This is a genomic window from Veillonella atypica (assembly GCF_041431435.1).
Classification (GTDB): domain Bacteria; phylum Bacillota; class Negativicutes; order Veillonellales; family Veillonellaceae; genus Veillonella; species Veillonella atypica.
The window spans coordinates 117,373-137,124 of sequence record NZ_JAPVXV010000005.1 but is presented as its reverse complement, the minus strand read 5'-3'; the positions used below and the strand labels follow the sequence as shown (position 1 = coordinate 137,124).

Genomic DNA, 19,752 nt, shown 5'->3' with positions numbered 1-19,752 from the left:
ATTAATAAAAGTTATAATGTCACACACTTATTTTGATAAGTGATTTTGTTATATGCATTGATATACAATGTATTCATTGATACGAAGTTTGAAAAATATCGATATTCGTTAATTTTGTTACAGATATAGTGATGTATGTATGATACTATAAATATACATATAAAATTACTGCTATAAATACGATGATAAGCGAGGTGCTTATATGAAAGAATATAAAAGTGTATGTCCCTATGATTGTCCTGATGCTTGTGGACTTATACTTACAGTAGATGACAATAAAGTGACAAAGGTTCGCGGTAATAAAGAGCACGCTTTCACACGGGGCACATTATGTCCTAAGATGGCTCATTATGAGCGTGTTATTCATTCGCCTAAACGTTTAATGACACCATTACGCCGAATTGGTAAAAAAGGTATTGGTCCAGATCAATTTACACCCATTTCATGGGATGAGGCCTTAGAGCGAATTGTAGAAAATTTTAACCATACTATTAATACCTATGGTAGTGAAAGTATTCTTCGTTATTCCTATGCGGGGACCATGGGGGCTGTAAATAGTCCTGCAGCGGACTATTTCTTCCGTTGTATTGGCGCTACTAGTCAAGACAGAGGGATTTGTTCTCCTGCGAAACAAGCAGCATTTAAGTCTGTTTATGGAGACACAGTAGCTATCAAACCACAAGAAGCACAACATAGTGATTTGATTATATTATGGAGCCTTAATGCGACGGCTACAGATGTACATATATTACACGATGTGAATGTGGCAAAACGAAACGGCGCTTTTGTATGGATTATAGATACCCATAAAACATATACTTATGATCAAGGCACACATCATGTGTATGTAAAACCCGGTTCTGATGGTGCATTAGCACTTGGTATGATTCATATCATACATCGGGATGGTCTTGAGGATACTACATTTATTCAAGCATATGTGCAAGGTTATGATGAGCTAGTACGAGATGTATTGCCTACATTTACTCCAGAATATGTTTCCTCTATATGTGGTGTACCGGTTGAAATCATAGAAGAACTAGCTCATGCCTATGCAAAAGCAAAGGCTCCATTTATCCGTCTCGGTAGTGGTGTATCCCGCTATGGTAATGGAGCAATGAGTTGCCGGTGTATCAATGCACTCCCTGCCGTGGTAGGTGCATGGCAACATTTAGGTGGCGGCTTATTATCTAGTTCTAGTAGTAGCCAATATTTTAATAAATCATTCATGCAACAACCTAATACACCAACGCCGTCTAAACGGATGATGCCGATGATATTATTAGGGGATTTGTTGACAAATCCAAAAGCGCTTCTAGAGCATGGATTAGAGGATACTAGTGGCGGGGTTCCCGTTCATAGTCTATATATCTTTTCATCAAATCCAGCTATAACGGCACCAAATCAAAATCTCGTTAGACAAGGTCTTATGAGAGATGATTTATTTACCGTTGTGCATGAACGCTTCTTTACAGATACATGTGCATATGCAGATATTATCTTACCAGCCACGAGCTCTGCTGAATCCGATGATATTTTTAACTCTTACGGACACTATACAATTGCGGCCAGTTACCAAGCTATTCCTCCGGTTGGTGAATCGAAATCTAATTGGCAAGTTATTTCTGAACTTGCTCAGCATATGGGTTTAGATGATCCTTTCTTTGCCATGACAGAACGAGAACTAATTGAGCATATGGTTCGCAATTCGTCTAAACTTTCACAAGACGAACAAGATGCCATTTTACGTGGCGACTTGGTTGAAGTAGCATTGCCAGACAATTATAAGATGGATTTTAAAACGCCGTCAGGCAAAATCGAAATCTTAAATCCTCGAGAATCCATTCCGTTGATTACCTATACAGAACCTTATGGTGATGATGAACCATTCTGGTTGATTATCGGTAATGATATACGTATATTAGATTCTAGTTTTTGTGAACTAGAATTTGATGATTCTGAATTGATGAAGCTACGAATGCATCCAGATGATGCTGCATTATATAACATTAATAATAGTGATGCTGTGGAAATTTATAATAATCGAGGGGCTGTTCGTATTAAAGTATATCTAGATGATACGGTACAACGAGGTACACTTGTGACCCTTGGTGTATGGTGGCAATCTCAGTCCAGTGACGCTAAGGTAGGAATCAATGCTGTAACTGCATCTAGACCGACTGATGAAGCATGGGGGAGTACATTCTATGACGTACAAGTTAATATTCGTAAGGTGTAATGAAAGTTCGATATAATTCGATTTTGCTGTTGAATCAGATTACCATATCATATATAATGTTATCTAATATGATAGTGTAGTACGAAGGGAGATAACCTTATGGATGGAAAAGAAAATCTATCACTGCGCGCCTATTTAGCTATAGGCATGATGTTATTCGCCCTATTCTTTGGTGCGGGAAATCTTATTTTCCCGGCCGCATTAGGTCAACACGCAGGGTCTAATGTAGGATGGGCATTAGCTGGTTTTGTATTAACTGGCGTAGGATTACCGTTACTTGGCGTTATGGCCATGGGCTATTCCGGATGTAAAGACGTTGAGGAACTAGCAGGTCGTGCGCATCCTATATATGGTCTTATTTATACAGTGGCCTTATATTTAAGTATTGGTCCTATGTTTGCGACACCAAGAACGGGTACCGTTGCGTATGAAATTGCGATCAAGCCATTTTTACAAGGCATGACTTTGGATATGCAACCACTGTTCCTTGCTATATTCTTTGGCGTTTCTTTGTGGCTATCGATTAGTCCTCAAAAGCTTGTTAATCGTATTGGCAATATTTTGACACCTGCATTATTGCTTGTTATTTTATTATTGATTATCAAATCTTTTGTTACACCGATTGGGGCATATGCGGTGCCTCAACCAGCTTACGCGACTAATGGTACAGCCGTATTGCAAGGCTTCCTCGATGGCTATAATACAATGGATGCATTGGCTTCTGTGGTGTTTGCTATTCTCGTCATCGATTTTGTACGTCTTACAGGTGCTACATCTCGCGATATTATTACGAAAACTGTGATGGAGGTTGGTGCTATTGCGGTAGCATTACTCGGCATTGTGTATATATTCATTGCGAATATCGGCGCTACAAGCGTAGAGCGATTTGGCTTGTTTGATACAGGCGCACCGGTGTTAACAGCTAGTGCGGACTTCCTCTTTGGGGGAACTGGTCAAATTATTTTGGCTATCATCGTTCTATTAGCTTGCTTGAGTACAAGTATTGGTCTTATTACTTCTTGTAGTACATATTTCCACAAACTATATAGCAAAATTAGCTATAAAATGTATGTTGTCATATTCTCTGTGGCTGCATTTGCACTTGGGCTGTTCGGATTGAAAACAATCATTAGTGCAGCTATTCCAGTGTTGATGTTATTGTATCCGTTGACGATTGTTATTATCTTGTTAGCCTTAAGTGATACTGTTTTTGGCGGTCGTCGTTGCGTATATGGTTGGACTATTGGATTGACCATGATTTCTGCCTTAATGAGCGGTCTTGAAACTGCTGGTTGGGCACCTGATGCCATCGAAGGTTTGTTTACCCAATATATTCCGTTCCAAGGTATTGGTATGGGCTGGGTAAGTTTTGCAATTCTTGGCTTTATCATAGGTCTTATTCATAAGGGCTTGGTTTCAGATACAACTAAATAAATGTAGAATGTTACTCGCATTCTCCTTTTATACTCTATTGGCTCAGTCCTTCTTAGAAGGATTACAGTAAAAGAAAAGGGGGATGCGAGTGTTTTGTTTATAGTGATAAAAATCTTTTTTCAAATAGTATTTCCTAGTATAATGTTTAATAAGAAATGAAAGATCGTTTTAGTAAGCCGAGGTAGTTATGAACGAAATTGTAAAAGGTGGTTTGTATCGTCATTTTAAAGGTATGTATTATTACGTGTTAGATGTGGCTACACATTCTGAAACGGGTGAAAAATTGGTGGTATATCAAAAATTATATGATGACCGCGATTTGTATGTACGTCCCTTAGACATGTTTTGTAGCGATGTAGATCGAGATAAATATCCTGATGTGAAACAACAAAAACGCTTTCAATTAATGAGTGGACGAGATGAATAGTGCTTACCGGGTAGAGTTTATAGTTTGTATATGAACTCGTATATAGCGATAGATAGGAGGACTTGTGGAACAAAAATTTTTCTTTTTTGATATTGATAACACATTGGCTGTATGGCCTGAAGGAAAAATTCCCAATAGTGCTCAGTATTGTATAGATGAATTGCAACGGCGTGGCCATTTAGTATCGATTGCAACAGGTAGAATACAAGTTGATGCTATGCGTTTTGCCGAGCAAGCTAGAATTACAAATGTAGTTGCTGATGGAGGTCATAGTATAACCATTGATGGGAAATTGGTATCTATGATTGGCATGAATCGAGATATGTGTATTCAATATTTAGAGTATCTTGAGTCAAAGCATATTCCATGGGCTGTAACAGACCGCAATAAATTGGGGCGCATTACACCGTATAAAGAAATATTAGAATGGCATCCTGATTGGGACGTGTTTAAAACCGTAGTGGATCCAGAGTTCGACTTTCACAGTGTAGAAGATTTCTATAAAATCTATGTATTTTTCAAAGATGGAGAAGAAGAGGAAAAAGATATCGAGCATATGACGCATAAGCTTATTCGCTATGGCGATGGGTGCGTTTTATATGAACCTATGGAAAAAGCATTGGGGATTCGCAATATGATTGGACATTTCAATATGAAGCCAAATCAAGTTGTCGTTTTTGGTGATGGCTATAATGATTTGTCTATGTTTAGACCGGAGTGGTTAAACATTGCCATGGGAAATGCTCGTCCGGAGCTTAAATTAGAGGCCGATTATGTTACAACTGACTGTGATAAGGATGGTATTTACAATGCATGTAAGCATTTTGGATGGATTGATTAATCGTTGGCATAAGACCATTTAGATTATAAATTTTTATAGAATTTTAAAGAAATTCATAGTGAAAACATGATATACTAATAAAGAGCCGCTCATGGGTTGAGCGGTTTTTCTATGTATATATAATTTGGGGAAATTCTATATTTTGTGAGGGATTATCATGAATGTTAAAAGAATATTAGGTTGTGCTCTATTGGGGGGCATGATGGTAGTAACCGCAGCGTGTGGCAATAATAGTGCAGATAAAACGATTACACCTGTTGCACAAGCTGAAACGGTTAATAAGATGCCTAATTTTACAAATGCTCCAATTGCAGATGAATATGCTGTTTTTGATACAAATTATGGACAAATTAAAATTCGTTTGTATGGCTCTAAAGCGCCTATTACCGTTAAAAACTTTGACTACCTTGTAAAAAAAGGCTTTTATAATGGCGTTACGTTCCATCGCGTTATCGATGGATTTATGATTCAAGGTGGCGACCCAACAGGGACAGGTGCAGGTGGCCCTGGTTATGAGATTCCAGATGAATTTTCTAATGATCTTCATTTTAATAAAATGGGGATTCTTGCCATGGCAAATCGTGGGCCGAATACAGGTGGTTCTCAGTTCTTTATTACCTTGGGACCTACGCCTCATCTCGATAATAAACACACCATTTTTGGTATAGTTGTACAAGGTATGGATGTGGTCGAAAAAATTGGTAAGGTAAAAACAGATAAAAATGATAAGCCTGTTGATCCTGTGATCATTAATTCGATTACCATTGAGCCGATTAAGGATGACGCTAGTAAATAAGATGAATCATGAACAATTTTTCACGTATATTGTGAGATGTGCTGATGAAAGCTTGTATTGCGGGTGGACAACGGATTTAAAAAAACGGTTGGATGCTCATAATGGCGTTATAAAAGGTGGGGCTAAGTATACGAAATGTCGTAGACCAGTGTATTTGGTTTATTATGAAAGCTTTCAAAGTAAACAAGAGGCACAGTCGCGAGAATATGCTATTAAAAGACTCAATAGGATACAAAAATTACAGCTTATTGCGTCAGGTGAGAATAGAGAAATTGAACGTATAAATCTATTGAAATAGAGTGTACAAAACATTCAAAACGACCCTTGTTTGTGCTATAATATATTGATATGTTATGACCATGGAGGAGAAAAACATGAAGCGGGTTCTAGTATCCGTAAAAAGTGTACAACGAGACATAGATGGGCAGGATACCGTGGTGGAATTAATTTCTCCAGGTACTTCACATGAAAAGAACGGAGTCCAATATATTCGCTATGAAGAATCGAGCGTAACAGGTCTTGAAGGGGTTAAGACGACCATCAAGATTTACGAAGATTCCATTGTTCTTTTGCGTACTGGTGCTGTGAATATGCGACATCAATACATTCGCGGTGAGGAACGCCAGTCCACATATGAAACGCCATTAGGCGATCTTCACATGGCCGTAAAAACACATGAATTAACAGTAGACTTTCACAATGGAACGGGTCGTGTTCATCTCGGATATGATATTTCCATAGAAGGTGAATGGCAATTTTATAATCAGTTAGATATAGACGTGCGGGAGGATACAGAGCATGGACATGAAGGAAATCCTGAAATCGGGGATTGAACAGGCATTACAAGAAACGATTAATAGTGGTGGTTTGCCAGCTGGGGAATATCCAGAAATCGTTCTAGAAGTGCCACCTCAAAAGGAATTCGGCGATTTTTCTACGAACATTGCTATGCAATCCGCTCGTGTGGCTCGTCAAAACCCTCGTGCTATTGCAGAGACATTAATTAGTCATATGGATTTTGATTGGCTTGAACGTGCTGAAGTAGCTGGTGCAGGTTTTATCAACTTCTTCTTAAAATCCGATATGGTGTATGATACCTTGAAAGCTATCTTGAATGCTGGTGATCAATACGGTGTGCAACCATTGCGTGCACGCGATACAATTCAAGTAGAGTACGTAAGTGCGAACCCAACAGGTCCGTTACATGTCGGTCATGGTCGTGGTGCTGCGTATGGTAGTGCACTTGTAAACTTGTTACGTGCAGCAGGTTATAATGTACAATCCGAGTACTACATCAATGATGCAGGTAACCAAATCGATAATATGGCTATCTCCATTGAGTACCGTTTCCAAGAGTTGCAAGGTGCTACATTAGTATTCCCACCTAAGCGCAACGAAGACGGTTCCATGCCTGAATTCGATATTCCAGAAGGGGCTCTCGTGTTCCCTGAAAATGGCTACCGTGGTCCTGATATTATCGAGACTGCAAAAGCTATTGCAGAACGCGAAGGCTTCGATACATTAAATGCTATGAACGAAGCTGATCGTGTAGCATTGTTTAAAGAAGAGGGCTTAAAAGAAAAATTAGCTCGCTTAAAGGAAACATTAAGCAATTTCCGTGTTACTTTCGATAATTGGTTCTCTGAACGTACGGTTCATGAAACTGATGAAATTCATCACTCCGTAGAGGCTTTGAAAGCTCTTGGCAAGGTGTATGAAAAAAATGGCGCTTTGTGGTTGAAATCCACTGATTATGGCGATGATAAAGACCGCGTAGTCATCCGTGACAATGGTGTGCCTACATATTTGGCAGCAGATATTGCATACCATCGCAATAAATATGATCGTGGCTTTAAAGAAATGATCGACATTTGGGGCGCTGACCATCATGGTTATGTGTGTCGTGTAAAAGCGGCTATGGCAGCCTTTGGTTATGACCCAGATAAACTAACAGTATTGTTGTTACAAATGGTAGCATTGTTCCGCGATGGACAACTCGTTAAATTATCTAAACGTAGTGGCGATAGCGTTACATTAGATGAATTGATTGAAGAGGTTGGCGTAGATGCATCTCGTTACTTCTTCTTGATGCGTTCGCTAGATAGTCAACTTGATTTCGATATTAACTTGGCAAAATCTCGTAGCAATGATAATCCTGTGTATTATATCCAATATGCTCATGCCCGTATTCACAGTATTTATAACCAAGTGCGTGAAGCAGGCATTGCATTTGGTGATTATAGTGAAACTGATTTCACAACGCTTACAAGTGAAATGGAATTAGAATTAATTAAAAAATTAGCTGAATATCCAGAAGAGGTTGTTCAATCTGCCGAACATCGTGCACCTCATCGTATTGCTCGTTACTTATACGATTTGGCAAGTATGTTCCACTCCTTCTATCGTCAAGGTCGTATCATTGGCGTAGATCCATCATTGCAACAAGCTCGTCTTGGGTTAATCACAGCGATTGCTCTTGTACTTCGTCAAGGCTTGGGTATTTTAGGTATTTCCGCTCCGGAAAAAATGTAGTAGGTGGGAGGCATCATGGCAACTAAGTATATTTTCGTAACAGGCGGCGTAGTTTCTTCCTTGGGAAAAGGGATTACAGCTGCATCTTTGGGCCGATTATTGAAAAACCGCGGTTTTAATGTAACTATTCAAAAATTTGACCCATATATCAATATCGATCCTGGTACAATGAGTCCTTACCAACATGGCGAAGTATTTGTAACCGATGATGGTGCTGAAACAGACTTGGACTTGGGTCACTATGAACGCTTTATCGATATTAATCTTAGCAAGCGTTCCAATATTACTGCTGGTAAAGTATATTGGTCCGTTATCAATAAAGAACGTAAGGGTGACTATTTAGGTAGCACTGTACAAGTTATTCCTCACGTTACAAATGAAATTAAACAAAATGTATACCGCGTAGGTAAAGAAGATAATGCCGATGTAGTTATCACTGAAATCGGTGGTACTGTCGGCGATATTGAAAGCTTGCCATTTATGGAAGCAATTCGCCAAGTCAAAAAAGATGTAGGTCGTAACGATGTATTGTATATTCACGTTACATTAGTACCATATATCAACGCAGCAGGTGAATTAAAAACAAAACCTACCCAACATAGCGTAAAAGAATTGCGCGGTATTGGTATTCAACCAGATATTTTGGTATGCCGCAGTGAAAAACATATTTCCGACGAAATGAAGGAAAAGTTGGCATTGTTCTGCGATGTAGAACCAGCAGCCGTAATTGAAAACCAAACGTGTGATTCTATCTATGAAGTACCATTGATGATGCAAGATCAAGGGCTTGATGATATTGTCATTAAGAAATTGGGTCTTGAAGAACGTCCTTGCGATATGACTGCATGGAAAGAAATGGTTCATAAAATTTTGAATCCTAGCAAAGATATTACAGTAGCTATCGTAGGTAAATATGTAGCTTTGCACGATGCGTATCTTTCTGTAGCAGAAGCATTGAGCCATGCTGGTATCGAGACTGATACTAAGGTGAACATTCGTTGGATTGATTCCGAAGAACTTGATGATATTTCTGTAGATCCTAAAGAAGTATTTGAGGGCATTGATGGTATCGTTGTTCCTGGTGGCTTTGGTTCCCGTGGCGTAGAAGGAAAAATCCGTACTATCAATTATGCTCGTGAAAACAAAGTTCCATTCCTCGGTTTATGCCTTGGCATGCAATCTGCTGTAATGGAATTTGCTCGTAATGTATGTGCCATGGAAGGTGCTACATCTAGCGAATTTGATGAAGATGCAAAATACAAAGTTATCGACTTGATGAGTGATCAAGTGGATGTAGATAAAAAAGGTGGCACAATGCGCCTTGGCATCTATCCATGTAAATTAGAAGCGGGTACAAAAGCGCGTGAAGTATATGGCGAAGACCTTGTATACGAACGTCATCGTCATCGTTATGAATTCAACAATGAATATCGTCAACAATTGAGTGATGCAGGCCTTGTTATTTCTGGTACATCTCCAGATGGTCGTCTTGTTGAAAGCATCGAAGTTAAGGGTCATCCATTCTTCGTAGGTACACAAGCACATCCAGAATTAAAATCTCGTCCAAACAATGCTCATCCATTATTCCGTGGATTTGTAGATGCGATTTTGGAACTTAAAAAGTAGAGAATAGAAATGGGATCCATTTTATCTATTATAGGTATCTTTATATTAGCTGCACTTAAATTAGAGCAGTTCGTATATGGTAAATCGGGGAAACAACAGTCTACAACTGGACATGTGACGCGGCGTGGTATTGCTAATATAGCAGGACTTATTGCTTTTGATCACGCTATAAGTAGTAAGTCCGTTGTGGTACGTAAAAAGAAGGAAGATACTCAGAAATGAGTATCTTCCTTCTTTTTTTGCTGTATCGAAAAAGTTTGGAAAAATATATCGATAAATATAAAAATAATGCTTGCTATTTTAAATGATTAGTGTTATTATATAGACAAAGATAGATATAGATTTGATGTAGGTACATCAATAGAACATATAGTAATCGTTATTTAGAAATATAAAGGAGGACACAATGTCTATTATTGGTAAGAAACTCCCTGAATTTACACTTGATGCTTTCAAGAAACCTGAATTGGTAAAAGTAAGCACTGCAGACGTATTAGGTAAATGGTCTGTATTCGTATTCTATCCAGCAGATTTCACATTTGTATGCCCTACAGAATTGGAAGACGTACAAGAATCTTATGCTGAATTGAAAGAATTAGGTTGCGAAGTTTACTCCGTTTCTACTGATTCTGAATATGTTCATAAAGCATGGTCTGATGCTTCTCCAAGCATCAACAAAATTGAATACTACATGTTGGCTGATAAGAAACACGAATTAGCTGATTTCTTCGATGTATTCGATCCTGAATCTGCTATGGCATACCGCGGTACATTCGTGGTTGACCCAGAAGGTATTATCCGCACAGCGGAAATTCACGATATGGGTATTGGCCGTTCCGCAGAAGAACTTGTTCGTAAAGTACAAGCAGCTCAATTCGTAGCTAAACATGGCGACCAAGTGTGTCCTGCACGTTGGAAACCAGGTAAAGATACATTAACACCAGGTCTTGACCTAGTAGGTAAAATCTAAGAGTATTAGATATACCAACAACCTCCTCAAATGACAACTCTTGGGCACGGATCGTATCTCCAACGATACCGGTAAGCCCCATTACATGGTGAAACACTCTCCAATTCACTAATGTAAACCTCATATAACAAACTACAAACTATACGCAAAAAGACCAGCCTTTGGGCTGGTCTTTTTGTCGCAGTGTATCCAATTAGTATAGGTAAATACTGTTATTCGTAAAACCTTTTGACAAAGTAGGAAATAAACTCTTGCATTTTTACAGTTAGTATTCTATAATGAAATTAATTCCTAGCGATGCACAAGGTTTTATACATTCGCATAGGAGGTATATAAAATGTTTGTTCAAGGGACGCTAGCTTTTAAAAAGGAAGGCAATATACATGAGAATTTCTACAAAAGGAAGATATGCTTTGATGGTTCTCATCGATCTAGCTGAGCAAGGTCAGGGAAAACCAGTGTCATTACGTTCTGTTGCAGAACGACAAGGCATATCTGAGAAATATTTAGAAGGTATTGTGGCTCGATTAGGAGCGGCCAGTTTAGTTGATAGCATTCGTGGTAAATACGGCGGCTATCGTTTATCTAAAAAACCTAGTGAATATACAATCATTGAAATTTTGATGGCTACAGAGGAATCAATGGCTATTATTTCATCTCTAGATGAAGGTGTATCTACGGATGATGTCATTAATGAACGCACTGTTGGATTCTGGGCGGGGTTACAAAATTACATTCACGATTATCTAGAAAGTGTGACCTTACAAGACGTTATCGATGGTACATACGCAAAACTAGATACAAAATATGATAATTGGGATGGCTCTATTTAAGAGGCACATAATTATATATTACATACCATTTATAGTATCCATAATATCCGAATATAAGGAGTGTTGATTATGTCTAAAATCGCAAAATCTTTTGTTGAATTAATTGGTAAAACACCATTGTTGGCAGCTACTCGTTTTGGTGAAAGCGTAGGTGCTGATGCTAATATTTTAGCTAAACTTGAATACTTTAACCCAGGTGGTTCCGTAAAGGATCGTATCGCTGCTGCTATCATTCAAGCTGCTGTTGCATCTGGTGAGTTACAACCAGGCGGTACTATCGTAGAAGCTACATCTGGTAATACAGGTATTGGTTTATCTGCTGTAGGCGCTGCGCTTGGTTATAAGGTTGTTATCGTAATGCCTGAAACAATGTCTATCGAACGCCGTAAATTAATGCTTGGCTATGGTGCACAACTCGTGTTAACTGATGGTGCACTTGGTATGAAAGGCGCGATTGCAAAGGCAAAAGAAATCGTAACAGCTACTGCTGGTGCTGTAGAAGCAGGCCAATTCGTAAACCAAGCTAATCCTACAATTCACTATAAAACTACAGGCCCTGAAATCTGGGGTGACACAGATGGTGCTGTAGATATCTTCGTAGCTGGTGTTGGTACAGGTGGTACATTAACTGGTACAGGTCGTTTCTTGAAAGAACAAAATCCTGATGTTAAGGTCGTAGCTGTAGAACCTAAAGACTCTGCTGTATTATCTAACGGTAAACCAGGTCCTCATAAAATCCAAGGTTTAGGTGCAGGTTTTATTCCTGAAACATTGGATACTAAAATTTATGATGAAGTTATTCAAGTTGCTAACGAAGATGCTTTTAAAACAGCACAAGACTTTGGTCATACACAAGGTATCTTGGTAGGTATTTCCTCCGGTGCTGCATTGTGGGCCGCTGCAGAATTGGCAAAACGCCCTGAAAACAAAGGTAAGAACATCGTAGTTATTCTTCCAGATACAGGTGAACGTTACTTGTCTACTGCTTTATTCCCTGAAGATTAATAACATTTCAATATAATACTAGTAATAAAGGCGCCCTACTTGTTTAGGACGCCTTTGTTGTCGATATAAGATAAAAATAACAAACAAGTCTGTAATAGCATCATGTATGAAGGCTATTACAGACTTGTTACGTTATGGGATAAGTTTATAATTGAGATAGATTATCTACCGTTTTTTACAATAGAATCCATCCAGTTGAATAAATCTTGTAAATCGTAATCGCCAGCGTGATCCACACCAAATGGTGTAGCCATGTCTACACTATATCCGAGATTCTGTGCACGAGTGCCTACGATTAATGGGATAGCAACAGATGTATTGCTATCTGCTGTACCGTAGCGAATTCGATAATATTTAGCATTTGTTGCACTAGGAGAACCAAGATAGTTCATAGGGTTCATCATAGTAACGATTTTAGCGTTTTCTACATATACATCATTATTAGGCGTTGTATCATGTAGTGCCGCTGTAATCGTGAAGTGATTAGTATCGCTAGTGCTTGTACCGAATAGGCTGTTTTCACCAGAATCATTAGATCTAGAGTCAAATGCACCTGGTGCCTTAGAACGACTAGTAAAGCTATTATAAGCGTCCCAATCAATATCTTTCACCAGACCTGTATTCTTATCTAATATTAAGAAAGAATAGCGAGACAAATCAGTGCCATTAGATTTAGCTTTATTAGCGGCATCGATGATGAAAGATTTTACATATTGCTTGAATGTGCCATTACCTTTCTTATCGAGTTTTAAAATAACACCAGTTCTATCACGTAATTGTAAGTTGTTTACATAGTCAGGGAAGTGGCTCTTAAGCAAATCTGAGTATACCACATCATCATTCGTTAAGTTCACACGTTGTACATTACGTTGTATTGGTGCTGGTGCACCACCTACATTCGCTTGAGGCAATTCACCTTGTCCCATAGTCACTTTATTAAATGATGTAATGCCGTTATAGCTCCATTCGTAAGCCATATCTGCAGCATCTAGGTTTGTAATCGGTGCGTAAGCAGAGGATGCATATACATCGGTAGATGCAGTAGCAGCGCCGAGAGCCTGTAGATATGGTTGGTAATCAGATGTATTACCTGTTGCACCTTGTAATAAGGAAACGGCACCGCCTGCACTAGTGCCATTCGTAATAATACGTTTTGCGTTACCAGGCATAGTCGCATCATTAGCGTGTAAATAAGCTGTAGCTGCTTGTAAGTCTACAATGACTGCAGGTGCTTTGCCGATGAAGTTACCATCAGAAGCTTTATTTGTACGGCCACGTGTAGCAGGGGATGCAACAACATAACCTCTAGACAATGCATAGAGAGCACTATTTGGCTTATTATTTTCTACCTTTGGTGCCATAGGTTGGCTTGGCATATAACCGCCAACATTATTTGGCATAAAGATTGGTGCTGTTTGTGTATTATAACCATTTACAGTGCCATTATTGAAATACTCTTCCGGTATGTAAATGTTTATGTACTGCTGATCAATATCGATAGGATTTGATACATATGGGATATATTCAAATGCGCGATATTTAATCTCTTTATTATCCACCGTTCCCGTCATTGACTCGTAATTATTGATATCAAAGGTGAGGGTGATCTTTGCAGATGTATCAGCTTGTAATGGTGGATCAATTGGCTGTGAAAGTATATTTTTTTCACCTGTTGTAGTAGAACCTTTGGTAGAAGCTTGATTACGTTCATTAACATATGATTCAGGCAATTTAGGCTCTTGAGCTTGTTTTGCTTCCGCTTCCGCTCGAGCTTTTGCTTCGGCCTGAGCCTTAGCCTCCGCCTCAGCTTTAGCCTTTGCTTCTTGTTCTGCTTTAATTTTAGCCTCTTGCTCTGCTTTGGCTTGCTCTGCTGCAATACGTTCTTGTTCAGCTTTAATAGCGGCTTGGCGCTGAGCTTCAGCTTGAGCTTTTGCAGCCGCTTCTGCTGCTGCTTTCGCCTCAGCTGCTTCTAAACGAGCTTTTTCTGCATCCGCCTCAGCCTGTTCCACCGCGATACGTTCTTGTTCAGCTTTAATAGCCGCCTGGCGTTGAGCTTCGGCTTGCTCTGCTGCAATACGCTCTTGTTCCGCTTTAATAGCGGCTTGACGTTGAGCCTCAGCTTGCTCTGCAGCGATGCGTTCTTGTTCTGCTCTAATAGCGGCTTGACGCTGAGCCTCAGCTTGCTCTGCAGCGATGCGATCTTGTTCCGCTTTAATAGCAGCTTGACGTTGGGCCTCAGCTTGCTCTGCAGCGATGCGATCTTGTTCCGCTTTAATAGCAGCTTGACGTTGGGCCTCAGCTTGCTCTACAGCGATGCGATCTTGTTCCGCTTTAATAGCAGCTTGACGTTGTGCCTCGGCTTGCTCTGCAGCGATGCGATCTTGTTCCGCTTTAATAGCAGCTTGGCGTTGAGCCTCAGCTTGTTGAGCTGCAATACGCTCTTGTTCCTCTTTGATAACAGCTTGGCGTTGAGCCTCAGCTTGTTGAGCTACAATACGCTCTTGTTCCGCTTTGATAGCAGTTTGACGTTGAGCTTCTTGTTGCTGAGCTAATAACTCCGCTTGGCGCTGTGCCTCTTGTTGTTGTGCTAATAATGCGGCTTGGCGTTGTGCTTCGGCAGCTCGTTCAGCTGCCATTTGGCGCACTGCTTGCGCTTGTTCACTGCTTTGTTGTTGCATTGCTTCTTGTTGTGCAGCTTGTTCTTCCGCTAATTTAGCTAAACGCTCACGTTCAGCACGTTGAATATCACGAATTGTTAATGTCCGTTTTGCAATAACTGATTTAGTCGTGGTTGTATTAGCAACTACTAATGGTGTAGTAGATTGTTCTTGCACAATGATCGGTGTACGTTGTACTTGCGTTGTTTGCATTTGCTGCTTGCCATCTACTTGCTTTTGTACGGTAACAGGCTCAGTTTTGCGTTGTACGTTGATTAAACTATGCATAGCCAATGTCGGCTCCATCATAGTATTCGTTTGTTTATTAACAACGTATTGTGGTTGTGAAACGGCTCTATATTGTTCCTCTAAAGCTTTAGCTGTATCTGGAACTGGCACTGGGCGCACACGAGGGACCATAGGTTGAGTATCCATTGGTCGTACGACTGGAGTCGCTACATTATTAATAGTTTCTGTCGTTGATTCAGAAGTAGTTTTAGATCCTACTAAATCATTCATGTTAAGGACCGGAGCTGCGTGAGCAACGCCACCCAATGCTGCTGCTGCAAAAAACGCAGCAGTCACTTGACGTTTCTTAGATGATTTCATGAATTATTCTCCGAACTAGATTTCAAATAATAATTTATAATTTTAAAAATTATTTATATTTATATAGTTTATCATAAATATGGCTAATTGTACAATTTCCAAAAATATAGGCTATATCAAGTGAAAATGGTATTACAGGAAATTAGAAATTTAGAATTAAATTTAAAATTATATGTTATAGAGGCATAATAGCTGATTATATAAAACAGAAGAGAAACTAAATCATCTAAATGTTGAGAAGATAAAGTATATCAAGTATATCAAGTAATTTGGAATAAGGTTAAGACTGGTTATGTAGTTATTTCTAAATTTGTAAAAATAGCGGTAAGAAAAAAACTGTAGCAGAAGGTAATACTACTATAATAATTGATGGTAATACAGGTATTAATGCTGACAATTTGAAGTCGAGAGAATATTAGACTTATGTATACATTTCTCAATAAAATATGGTATGCTTTGGGTAATTTAATCGAGTTTTGTTTTTAAAGGAGAGAACATGTTTAGAAAATTCTTATTAGCATGTATGGTGATGGCTGCTTTTACCATGCAAATTCAAGCTATTTCAATTAATGAATTAAATAGTTCATCGCAGTTTAAAAATGTGTATCAAAAATCGTATCCTTATGAAGGCGGTTCTATACAAAATAAGCTGATAAGTTATTTAAATACATATTCTGTAGAGTCTCTAGAATACGCAGCACCGCACTATAAATTAAAAGGTACTTTTTATGCTGTTTATGAAACTCCTCGAAGTACATCTATTACAGAATATGAATTAACTGCTACGTACGATACGAATTACTCATTAGGGTCCTTAATACAAGCTATGAATCTTGTAAAACCATCACCATCTATGTACGCCGTGATTAAGGCTGCACAGGATGAATCAGGGATACAAGTCGAGTTACAAGAGGTAAAACGATATAATGTAGACGGTACAGAGGTTATTAGTAAAGTTCCTTTAGAACATCAATTACGTCCATTAGATCGTGGACGGTTTGATGAAGACTTATTTGCTGTAGCAGACGCTATGTTTGCTGTAGCGTATCAGCAGCATTTTGATGACATTGTAGTGAAATGAGGTGCCTTATGAAACATTTTGTATTTCTTGTGGCGCTGGTATGTGTTTTGTGTGCTTCTTTAAATCCTGTGAAGGCTGTGTCCAATACTGAGTTGCAAGATACTAGTCGTTTTACACGAATTATATCTAAAGGTGATACAGGTGGTGGAGATGGTAAATATATTGAATTAAGTACTATCCGAGATAATTCTACAGATGCGCATACAAAAAATATAGAGGCTAAGATATATGTTGTATTGCCTTCATCTGATTTAATTAGGGAATATAAGGTTCGTTATGACTATGACTTAAACCTTTCCTTTGCTAATATGGTAGCTAAGGCACCAAAGCTAAAAACAAGGCTACCAGATTTTTCTTTACATGAACTATGGAATATAAAAATGATGGAATCTGGTATTGTAGGGATGGTATTAAATCAACAGGATTACACTCTTAATGGTGAAAGTAAACCAACACAACCACCTCTTAAAGGCTATGAGAATGTTACATTCTTAACACCTACGGACTTTGATTTTGAAAGTTATCATGTTGCTAATCGCGTATTTAAAATGGTATATGGTACATTTTATGATGATGTAGTTAGATAATCTATAAATACAAACACCCTATGTCAGTATTGTGACATAGGGTGTTTTGCATACATTAGTTATTAGTCAGTCATTTATAATGATTAAACTAAATAGACCAATTGTGATATTATTTTTTGAGTTTTGGTTTTACGATAGCCAAGATAATGCAAGCCACAACGGAACCGATTGCAATGGAGGCAAGGTAAAGAAGTGGGTTGCCGATTGTTGGTACTACGAAGATACCACCGTGAGGTGCACGTAATGTACATTCAAAGAACATGGATAATGCACCAGCTGTACCAGCACCGATGATGCAAGAAGGCAATACACGGATAGGATCAGCTGCGGCAAATGGGATAGCACCTTCTGTGATGAAGGAAAGCCCCATGATGTAATTTGTAATACCAGATTTACGTTCTGCTTCTGTGAAGCGGCTAGGGAAGAATGTTGTACAAAGGGCAATCGCCAATGGAGGAACCATACCACCAGCCATAACAGCGGCCATAATACCATATTCACCAGTTGCTAGAGCGCCTGTACCGATAACATAGGCTGCTTTGTTGACAGGACCACCCATATCAACAGACATCATAGCACCGAAGACAAGACCTAATAATACGCGGCTAGTAGTGCCCATTGTTTGCAAGGAATTCATAAGCCATTCGTTCAAAGCAGATACTGGTGGATTGATGATAAATGTAATTGCGATACCAATGAACAATACGCCCAGTACAGGGTAGAAGAGTACTGGTTTTGTACCTTCTAATGCTGGAGGTAATCCGGATACGAGTTTCTTAACTAACAGTACTAAGTAACCTGCTGCAAAGCCTGCAATCAAGGCCCCGAGGAAACCAGAACCACCTTGGTTTGCTAGCAAGCCCCCAACAAAACCAGCTACAAGACCTGGACGGTCTGCAATACTCATAGCGATGTAACCCGCTAGAACAGGTAACATAAATCCGAAGGAAGCGCCGCCGATTTTCATTAGGAATGCGGATAATGGTGTACCAGAACCAAAGTTTTTGGCATTAGCTGGATCGAATGTGTCAAATAGGAATGCGAGAGCGATTAGAATGCCACCGCCGATAACGAATGGCAACATGTGAGATACGCCATTCATCAAATGCTTGTAGATTTGTCGGCCAAAGCTATCTTTTGCATCGATAGCAGATTCAGCACTATCTTTGTCAGATTGAGAGGCATGGTATACCGGTGCTGTACCAGACATAGCTTCACGCAATAATTCTTCTGCTTTATTAATACCGTTTGCCACCTTAGTTTGAATCATTGGCTTGCCATCAAATCGAGCCATTTCAACTTGGCGGTCAGAAGCGACGATGATGCATTTAGCATGCTCGATTTCTTCTGCTGTAAGTGCATCCTTAATGCCAGAAGCACCATTCTTTTCTACCTTTAAAGAAATGCCCATTTCCTTAGCTTTACGTTCCAAGGATTCGGCAGCCATGTATGTATGAGCAATGCCAGTAGGACAGCCTGTAACAGCTAATACTTCGTAATGTGGATTATCTACAGATACCTTAGGAACTACCTTTTCGATAGCCTCTGTAGCTTTTGCTTCGATAGCATCGGTAATGCTTGGTGCTTTTTCATCTTCCGTCTTGATATAGCCTTCTACAGATGGATCAAAGTTGCCTTCTTCTTTGGCAGTGATAAGTTCTAAGAAACGGTCAACTGTAGCAGCTTGGATGAGAGCGTTTTTGAAGTCCGGATCAATTACCATAGTTGCTAATTTGCTCAATACCTCTACATGAGTGTCTGCAGCGCCTTCTGGTGCTGCAATCATAAAGAATAGGCGAGATGGTTGTCCATCGAGGGCCTCGAAATCAACACCGTTAGGAACGACCATAGCAGCAAGGCCAGCTTCCTTTACACCTGCTGATTTAGCATGTGGTGTGGCGATACCGTCGCCAAGGCCAGTAGAACCGGATTCTTCACGAGCGAATACAGCTTCTAAGTATTCTGCCTTGTCAGATAGGTTGCCGCCTTTATCCATTAAATCACCTAGAGTGTAAATGGCATCCGCTTTGTTAGTTGGTGATGCATTCAGCAGGATTGATTGGGGCTTTAATAAATCAGTAATCTTCATGTGTGTACTCCTTACTGTACATATAT

Annotated in this window: 17 protein-coding genes; 15 read left to right on the top strand and 2 right to left on the bottom strand. The window is 39.3% G+C overall.

The genetic code is table 11. The annotated features are described in order from the left end of the window. Nucleotides 1–202 precede the first annotated feature (202 nt). The 13 genes from O3598_RS07645 (at nt 203) to cysK (ending at nt 12,703) form a co-directional block, all read left to right on the top strand. Nucleotides 203–2,239, top strand: a complete 2,037-nt coding sequence (locus O3598_RS07645) for a molybdopterin-dependent oxidoreductase (protein ID WP_009661541.1) — start codon at nt 203–205, stop codon at nt 2,237–2,239. A gap of 99 nt (nt 2,240–2,338) precedes the next feature. Next, nucleotides 2,339–3,673: a branched-chain amino acid transport system II carrier protein gene (gene brnQ / locus O3598_RS07640; RefSeq protein WP_005375597.1), complete on the top strand. Its 1,335-nt coding sequence runs from the start codon at nt 2,339–2,341 to the stop codon at nt 3,671–3,673. A 187-nt stretch (nt 3,674–3,860) separates the two neighbouring features. Beyond that, on the top strand, nt 3,861–4,100 hold the full coding sequence (locus O3598_RS07635) for a DUF1653 domain-containing protein (RefSeq protein WP_005375614.1): 240 nt from the start codon (nt 3,861–3,863) through the stop codon (nt 4,098–4,100). Nucleotides 4,101–4,164: 64 nt separating this feature from the next. Further along, complete coding sequence (locus O3598_RS07630) at nt 4,165–4,941, top strand: HAD-IIB family hydrolase (protein WP_005375586.1); 777 nt, start codon at nt 4,165–4,167, stop codon at nt 4,939–4,941. Between the two features lie 157 nt (nt 4,942–5,098). Beyond that, entirely contained in the window at nt 5,099–5,737 is a 639-nt protein-coding gene (locus O3598_RS07625; RefSeq protein WP_005379758.1) for a peptidylprolyl isomerase, read from the top strand. A gap of 1 nt (nt 5,738) precedes the next feature. Next, nucleotides 5,739–6,035, top strand: coding sequence for a GIY-YIG nuclease family protein (locus O3598_RS07620; protein ID WP_009661520.1), 297 nt, complete (start codon nt 5,739–5,741; stop codon nt 6,033–6,035). Between the two features lie 76 nt (nt 6,036–6,111). Beyond that, nucleotides 6,112–6,570: a YwiB family protein gene (locus O3598_RS07615; protein WP_005375605.1), complete on the top strand. Its 459-nt coding sequence runs from the start codon at nt 6,112–6,114 to the stop codon at nt 6,568–6,570. After that, entirely contained in the window at nt 6,536–8,269 is a 1,734-nt protein-coding gene (argS, locus tag O3598_RS07610; RefSeq protein WP_105083622.1) for an arginine--tRNA ligase, read from the top strand. Before O3598_RS07615 ends, argS begins: the two co-directional genes overlap by 35 nt. A 15-nt stretch (nt 8,270–8,284) precedes the next feature. Continuing rightward, nucleotides 8,285–9,895: a CTP synthase gene (gene pyrG, locus O3598_RS07605; RefSeq protein WP_009661514.1), complete on the top strand. Its 1,611-nt coding sequence runs from the start codon at nt 8,285–8,287 to the stop codon at nt 9,893–9,895. Between the two features lie 9 nt (nt 9,896–9,904). Beyond that, nucleotides 9,905–10,117 (top strand): hypothetical protein, encoded by a 213-nt coding sequence (locus O3598_RS07600; protein WP_005384033.1) that lies wholly within the window; start codon nt 9,905–9,907, stop codon nt 10,115–10,117. A 184-nt stretch (nt 10,118–10,301) separates the two neighbouring features. Continuing rightward, on the top strand, nt 10,302–10,865 hold the full coding sequence (gene ahpC / locus O3598_RS07595; protein ID WP_005384032.1) for an alkyl hydroperoxide reductase subunit C: 564 nt from the start codon (nt 10,302–10,304) through the stop codon (nt 10,863–10,865). A gap of 383 nt (nt 10,866–11,248) precedes the next feature. Continuing rightward, on the top strand, nt 11,249–11,698 hold the full coding sequence (locus tag O3598_RS07590) for an RrF2 family transcriptional regulator (protein WP_005375570.1): 450 nt from the start codon (nt 11,249–11,251) through the stop codon (nt 11,696–11,698). Nucleotides 11,699–11,767: 69 nt separating this feature from the next. After that, nucleotides 11,768–12,703 carry a cysteine synthase A gene (gene cysK, locus O3598_RS07585; RefSeq protein WP_060807244.1) on the top strand — a complete coding sequence of 312 codons (936 nt, stop codon included), beginning with the start codon at nt 11,768–11,770 and terminating at the stop codon, nt 12,701–12,703. 161 nt (nt 12,704–12,864) lie between these two features. Here cysK and O3598_RS07580 read toward each other — a convergent pair whose 3' ends face one another. Then, a complete protein-coding gene (locus O3598_RS07580; RefSeq protein ID WP_287530458.1) occupies nt 12,865–15,969 on the bottom strand; it encodes a subtype B tannase in 3,105 nt (1,034 codons plus the stop codon). A gap of 496 nt (nt 15,970–16,465) precedes the next feature. Between O3598_RS07580 and O3598_RS07575 the strand changes: the two genes are divergently transcribed. After that, nucleotides 16,466–17,050, top strand: coding sequence for a hypothetical protein (locus tag O3598_RS07575; RefSeq protein WP_270523468.1), 585 nt, complete (start codon nt 16,466–16,468; stop codon nt 17,048–17,050). 8 nt (nt 17,051–17,058) lie between these two features. Further along, a complete protein-coding gene (locus O3598_RS07570; RefSeq protein WP_371452290.1) occupies nt 17,059–17,637 on the top strand; it encodes a hypothetical protein in 579 nt (192 codons plus the stop codon). Nucleotides 17,638–17,746: 109 nt separating this feature from the next. On the opposite strand, the gene O3598_RS07565 is transcribed toward O3598_RS07570, so the two are convergent. Continuing rightward, a complete protein-coding gene (locus tag O3598_RS07565; protein ID WP_156717566.1) occupies nt 17,747–19,726 on the bottom strand; it encodes a PTS fructose transporter subunit IIABC in 1,980 nt (659 codons plus the stop codon). Nucleotides 19,727–19,752: the final 26 nt, after the last annotated feature.

Bases quoted from the DNA above. Each gene is read 5' to 3' on its own strand.
- pyrG (WP_009661514.1), top strand. From the start codon at position 8,285: ATGGCAACTAAGTATATTTTCGTAACAGGCGGCGTAGTTTCTTCCTTG.
- O3598_RS07645 (WP_009661541.1), top strand. From the start codon at position 203: ATGAAAGAATATAAAAGTGTATGTCCCTATGATTGTCCTGATGCTTGT.
- O3598_RS07625 (WP_005379758.1), top strand. From the start codon at position 5,099: ATGAATGTTAAAAGAATATTAGGTTGTGCTCTATTGGGGGGCATGATG.
- O3598_RS07635 (WP_005375614.1), top strand. From the start codon at position 3,861: ATGAACGAAATTGTAAAAGGTGGTTTGTATCGTCATTTTAAAGGTATG.
- O3598_RS07580 (WP_287530458.1), bottom strand. From the start codon at position 15,969: ATGAAATCATCTAAGAAACGTCAAGTGACTGCTGCGTTTTTTGCAGCA.
- O3598_RS07565 (WP_156717566.1), bottom strand. From the start codon at position 19,726: ATGAAGATTACTGATTTATTAAAGCCCCAATCAATCCTGCTGAATGCA.
- O3598_RS07615 (WP_005375605.1), top strand. From the start codon at position 6,112: ATGAAGCGGGTTCTAGTATCCGTAAAAAGTGTACAACGAGACATAGAT.
- O3598_RS07620 (WP_009661520.1), top strand. From the start codon at position 5,739: ATGAATCATGAACAATTTTTCACGTATATTGTGAGATGTGCTGATGAA.
- brnQ (WP_005375597.1), top strand. From the start codon at position 2,339: ATGGATGGAAAAGAAAATCTATCACTGCGCGCCTATTTAGCTATAGGC.
- ahpC (WP_005384032.1), top strand. From the start codon at position 10,302: ATGTCTATTATTGGTAAGAAACTCCCTGAATTTACACTTGATGCTTTC.
- cysK (WP_060807244.1), top strand. From the start codon at position 11,768: ATGTCTAAAATCGCAAAATCTTTTGTTGAATTAATTGGTAAAACACCA.
- argS (WP_105083622.1), top strand. From the start codon at position 6,536: ATGGACATGAAGGAAATCCTGAAATCGGGGATTGAACAGGCATTACAA.
- O3598_RS07575 (WP_270523468.1), top strand. From the start codon at position 16,466: ATGTTTAGAAAATTCTTATTAGCATGTATGGTGATGGCTGCTTTTACC.
- O3598_RS07570 (WP_371452290.1), top strand. From the start codon at position 17,059: ATGAAACATTTTGTATTTCTTGTGGCGCTGGTATGTGTTTTGTGTGCT.
- O3598_RS07590 (WP_005375570.1), top strand. From the start codon at position 11,249: ATGAGAATTTCTACAAAAGGAAGATATGCTTTGATGGTTCTCATCGAT.
- O3598_RS07600 (WP_005384033.1), top strand. From the start codon at position 9,905: ATGGGATCCATTTTATCTATTATAGGTATCTTTATATTAGCTGCACTT.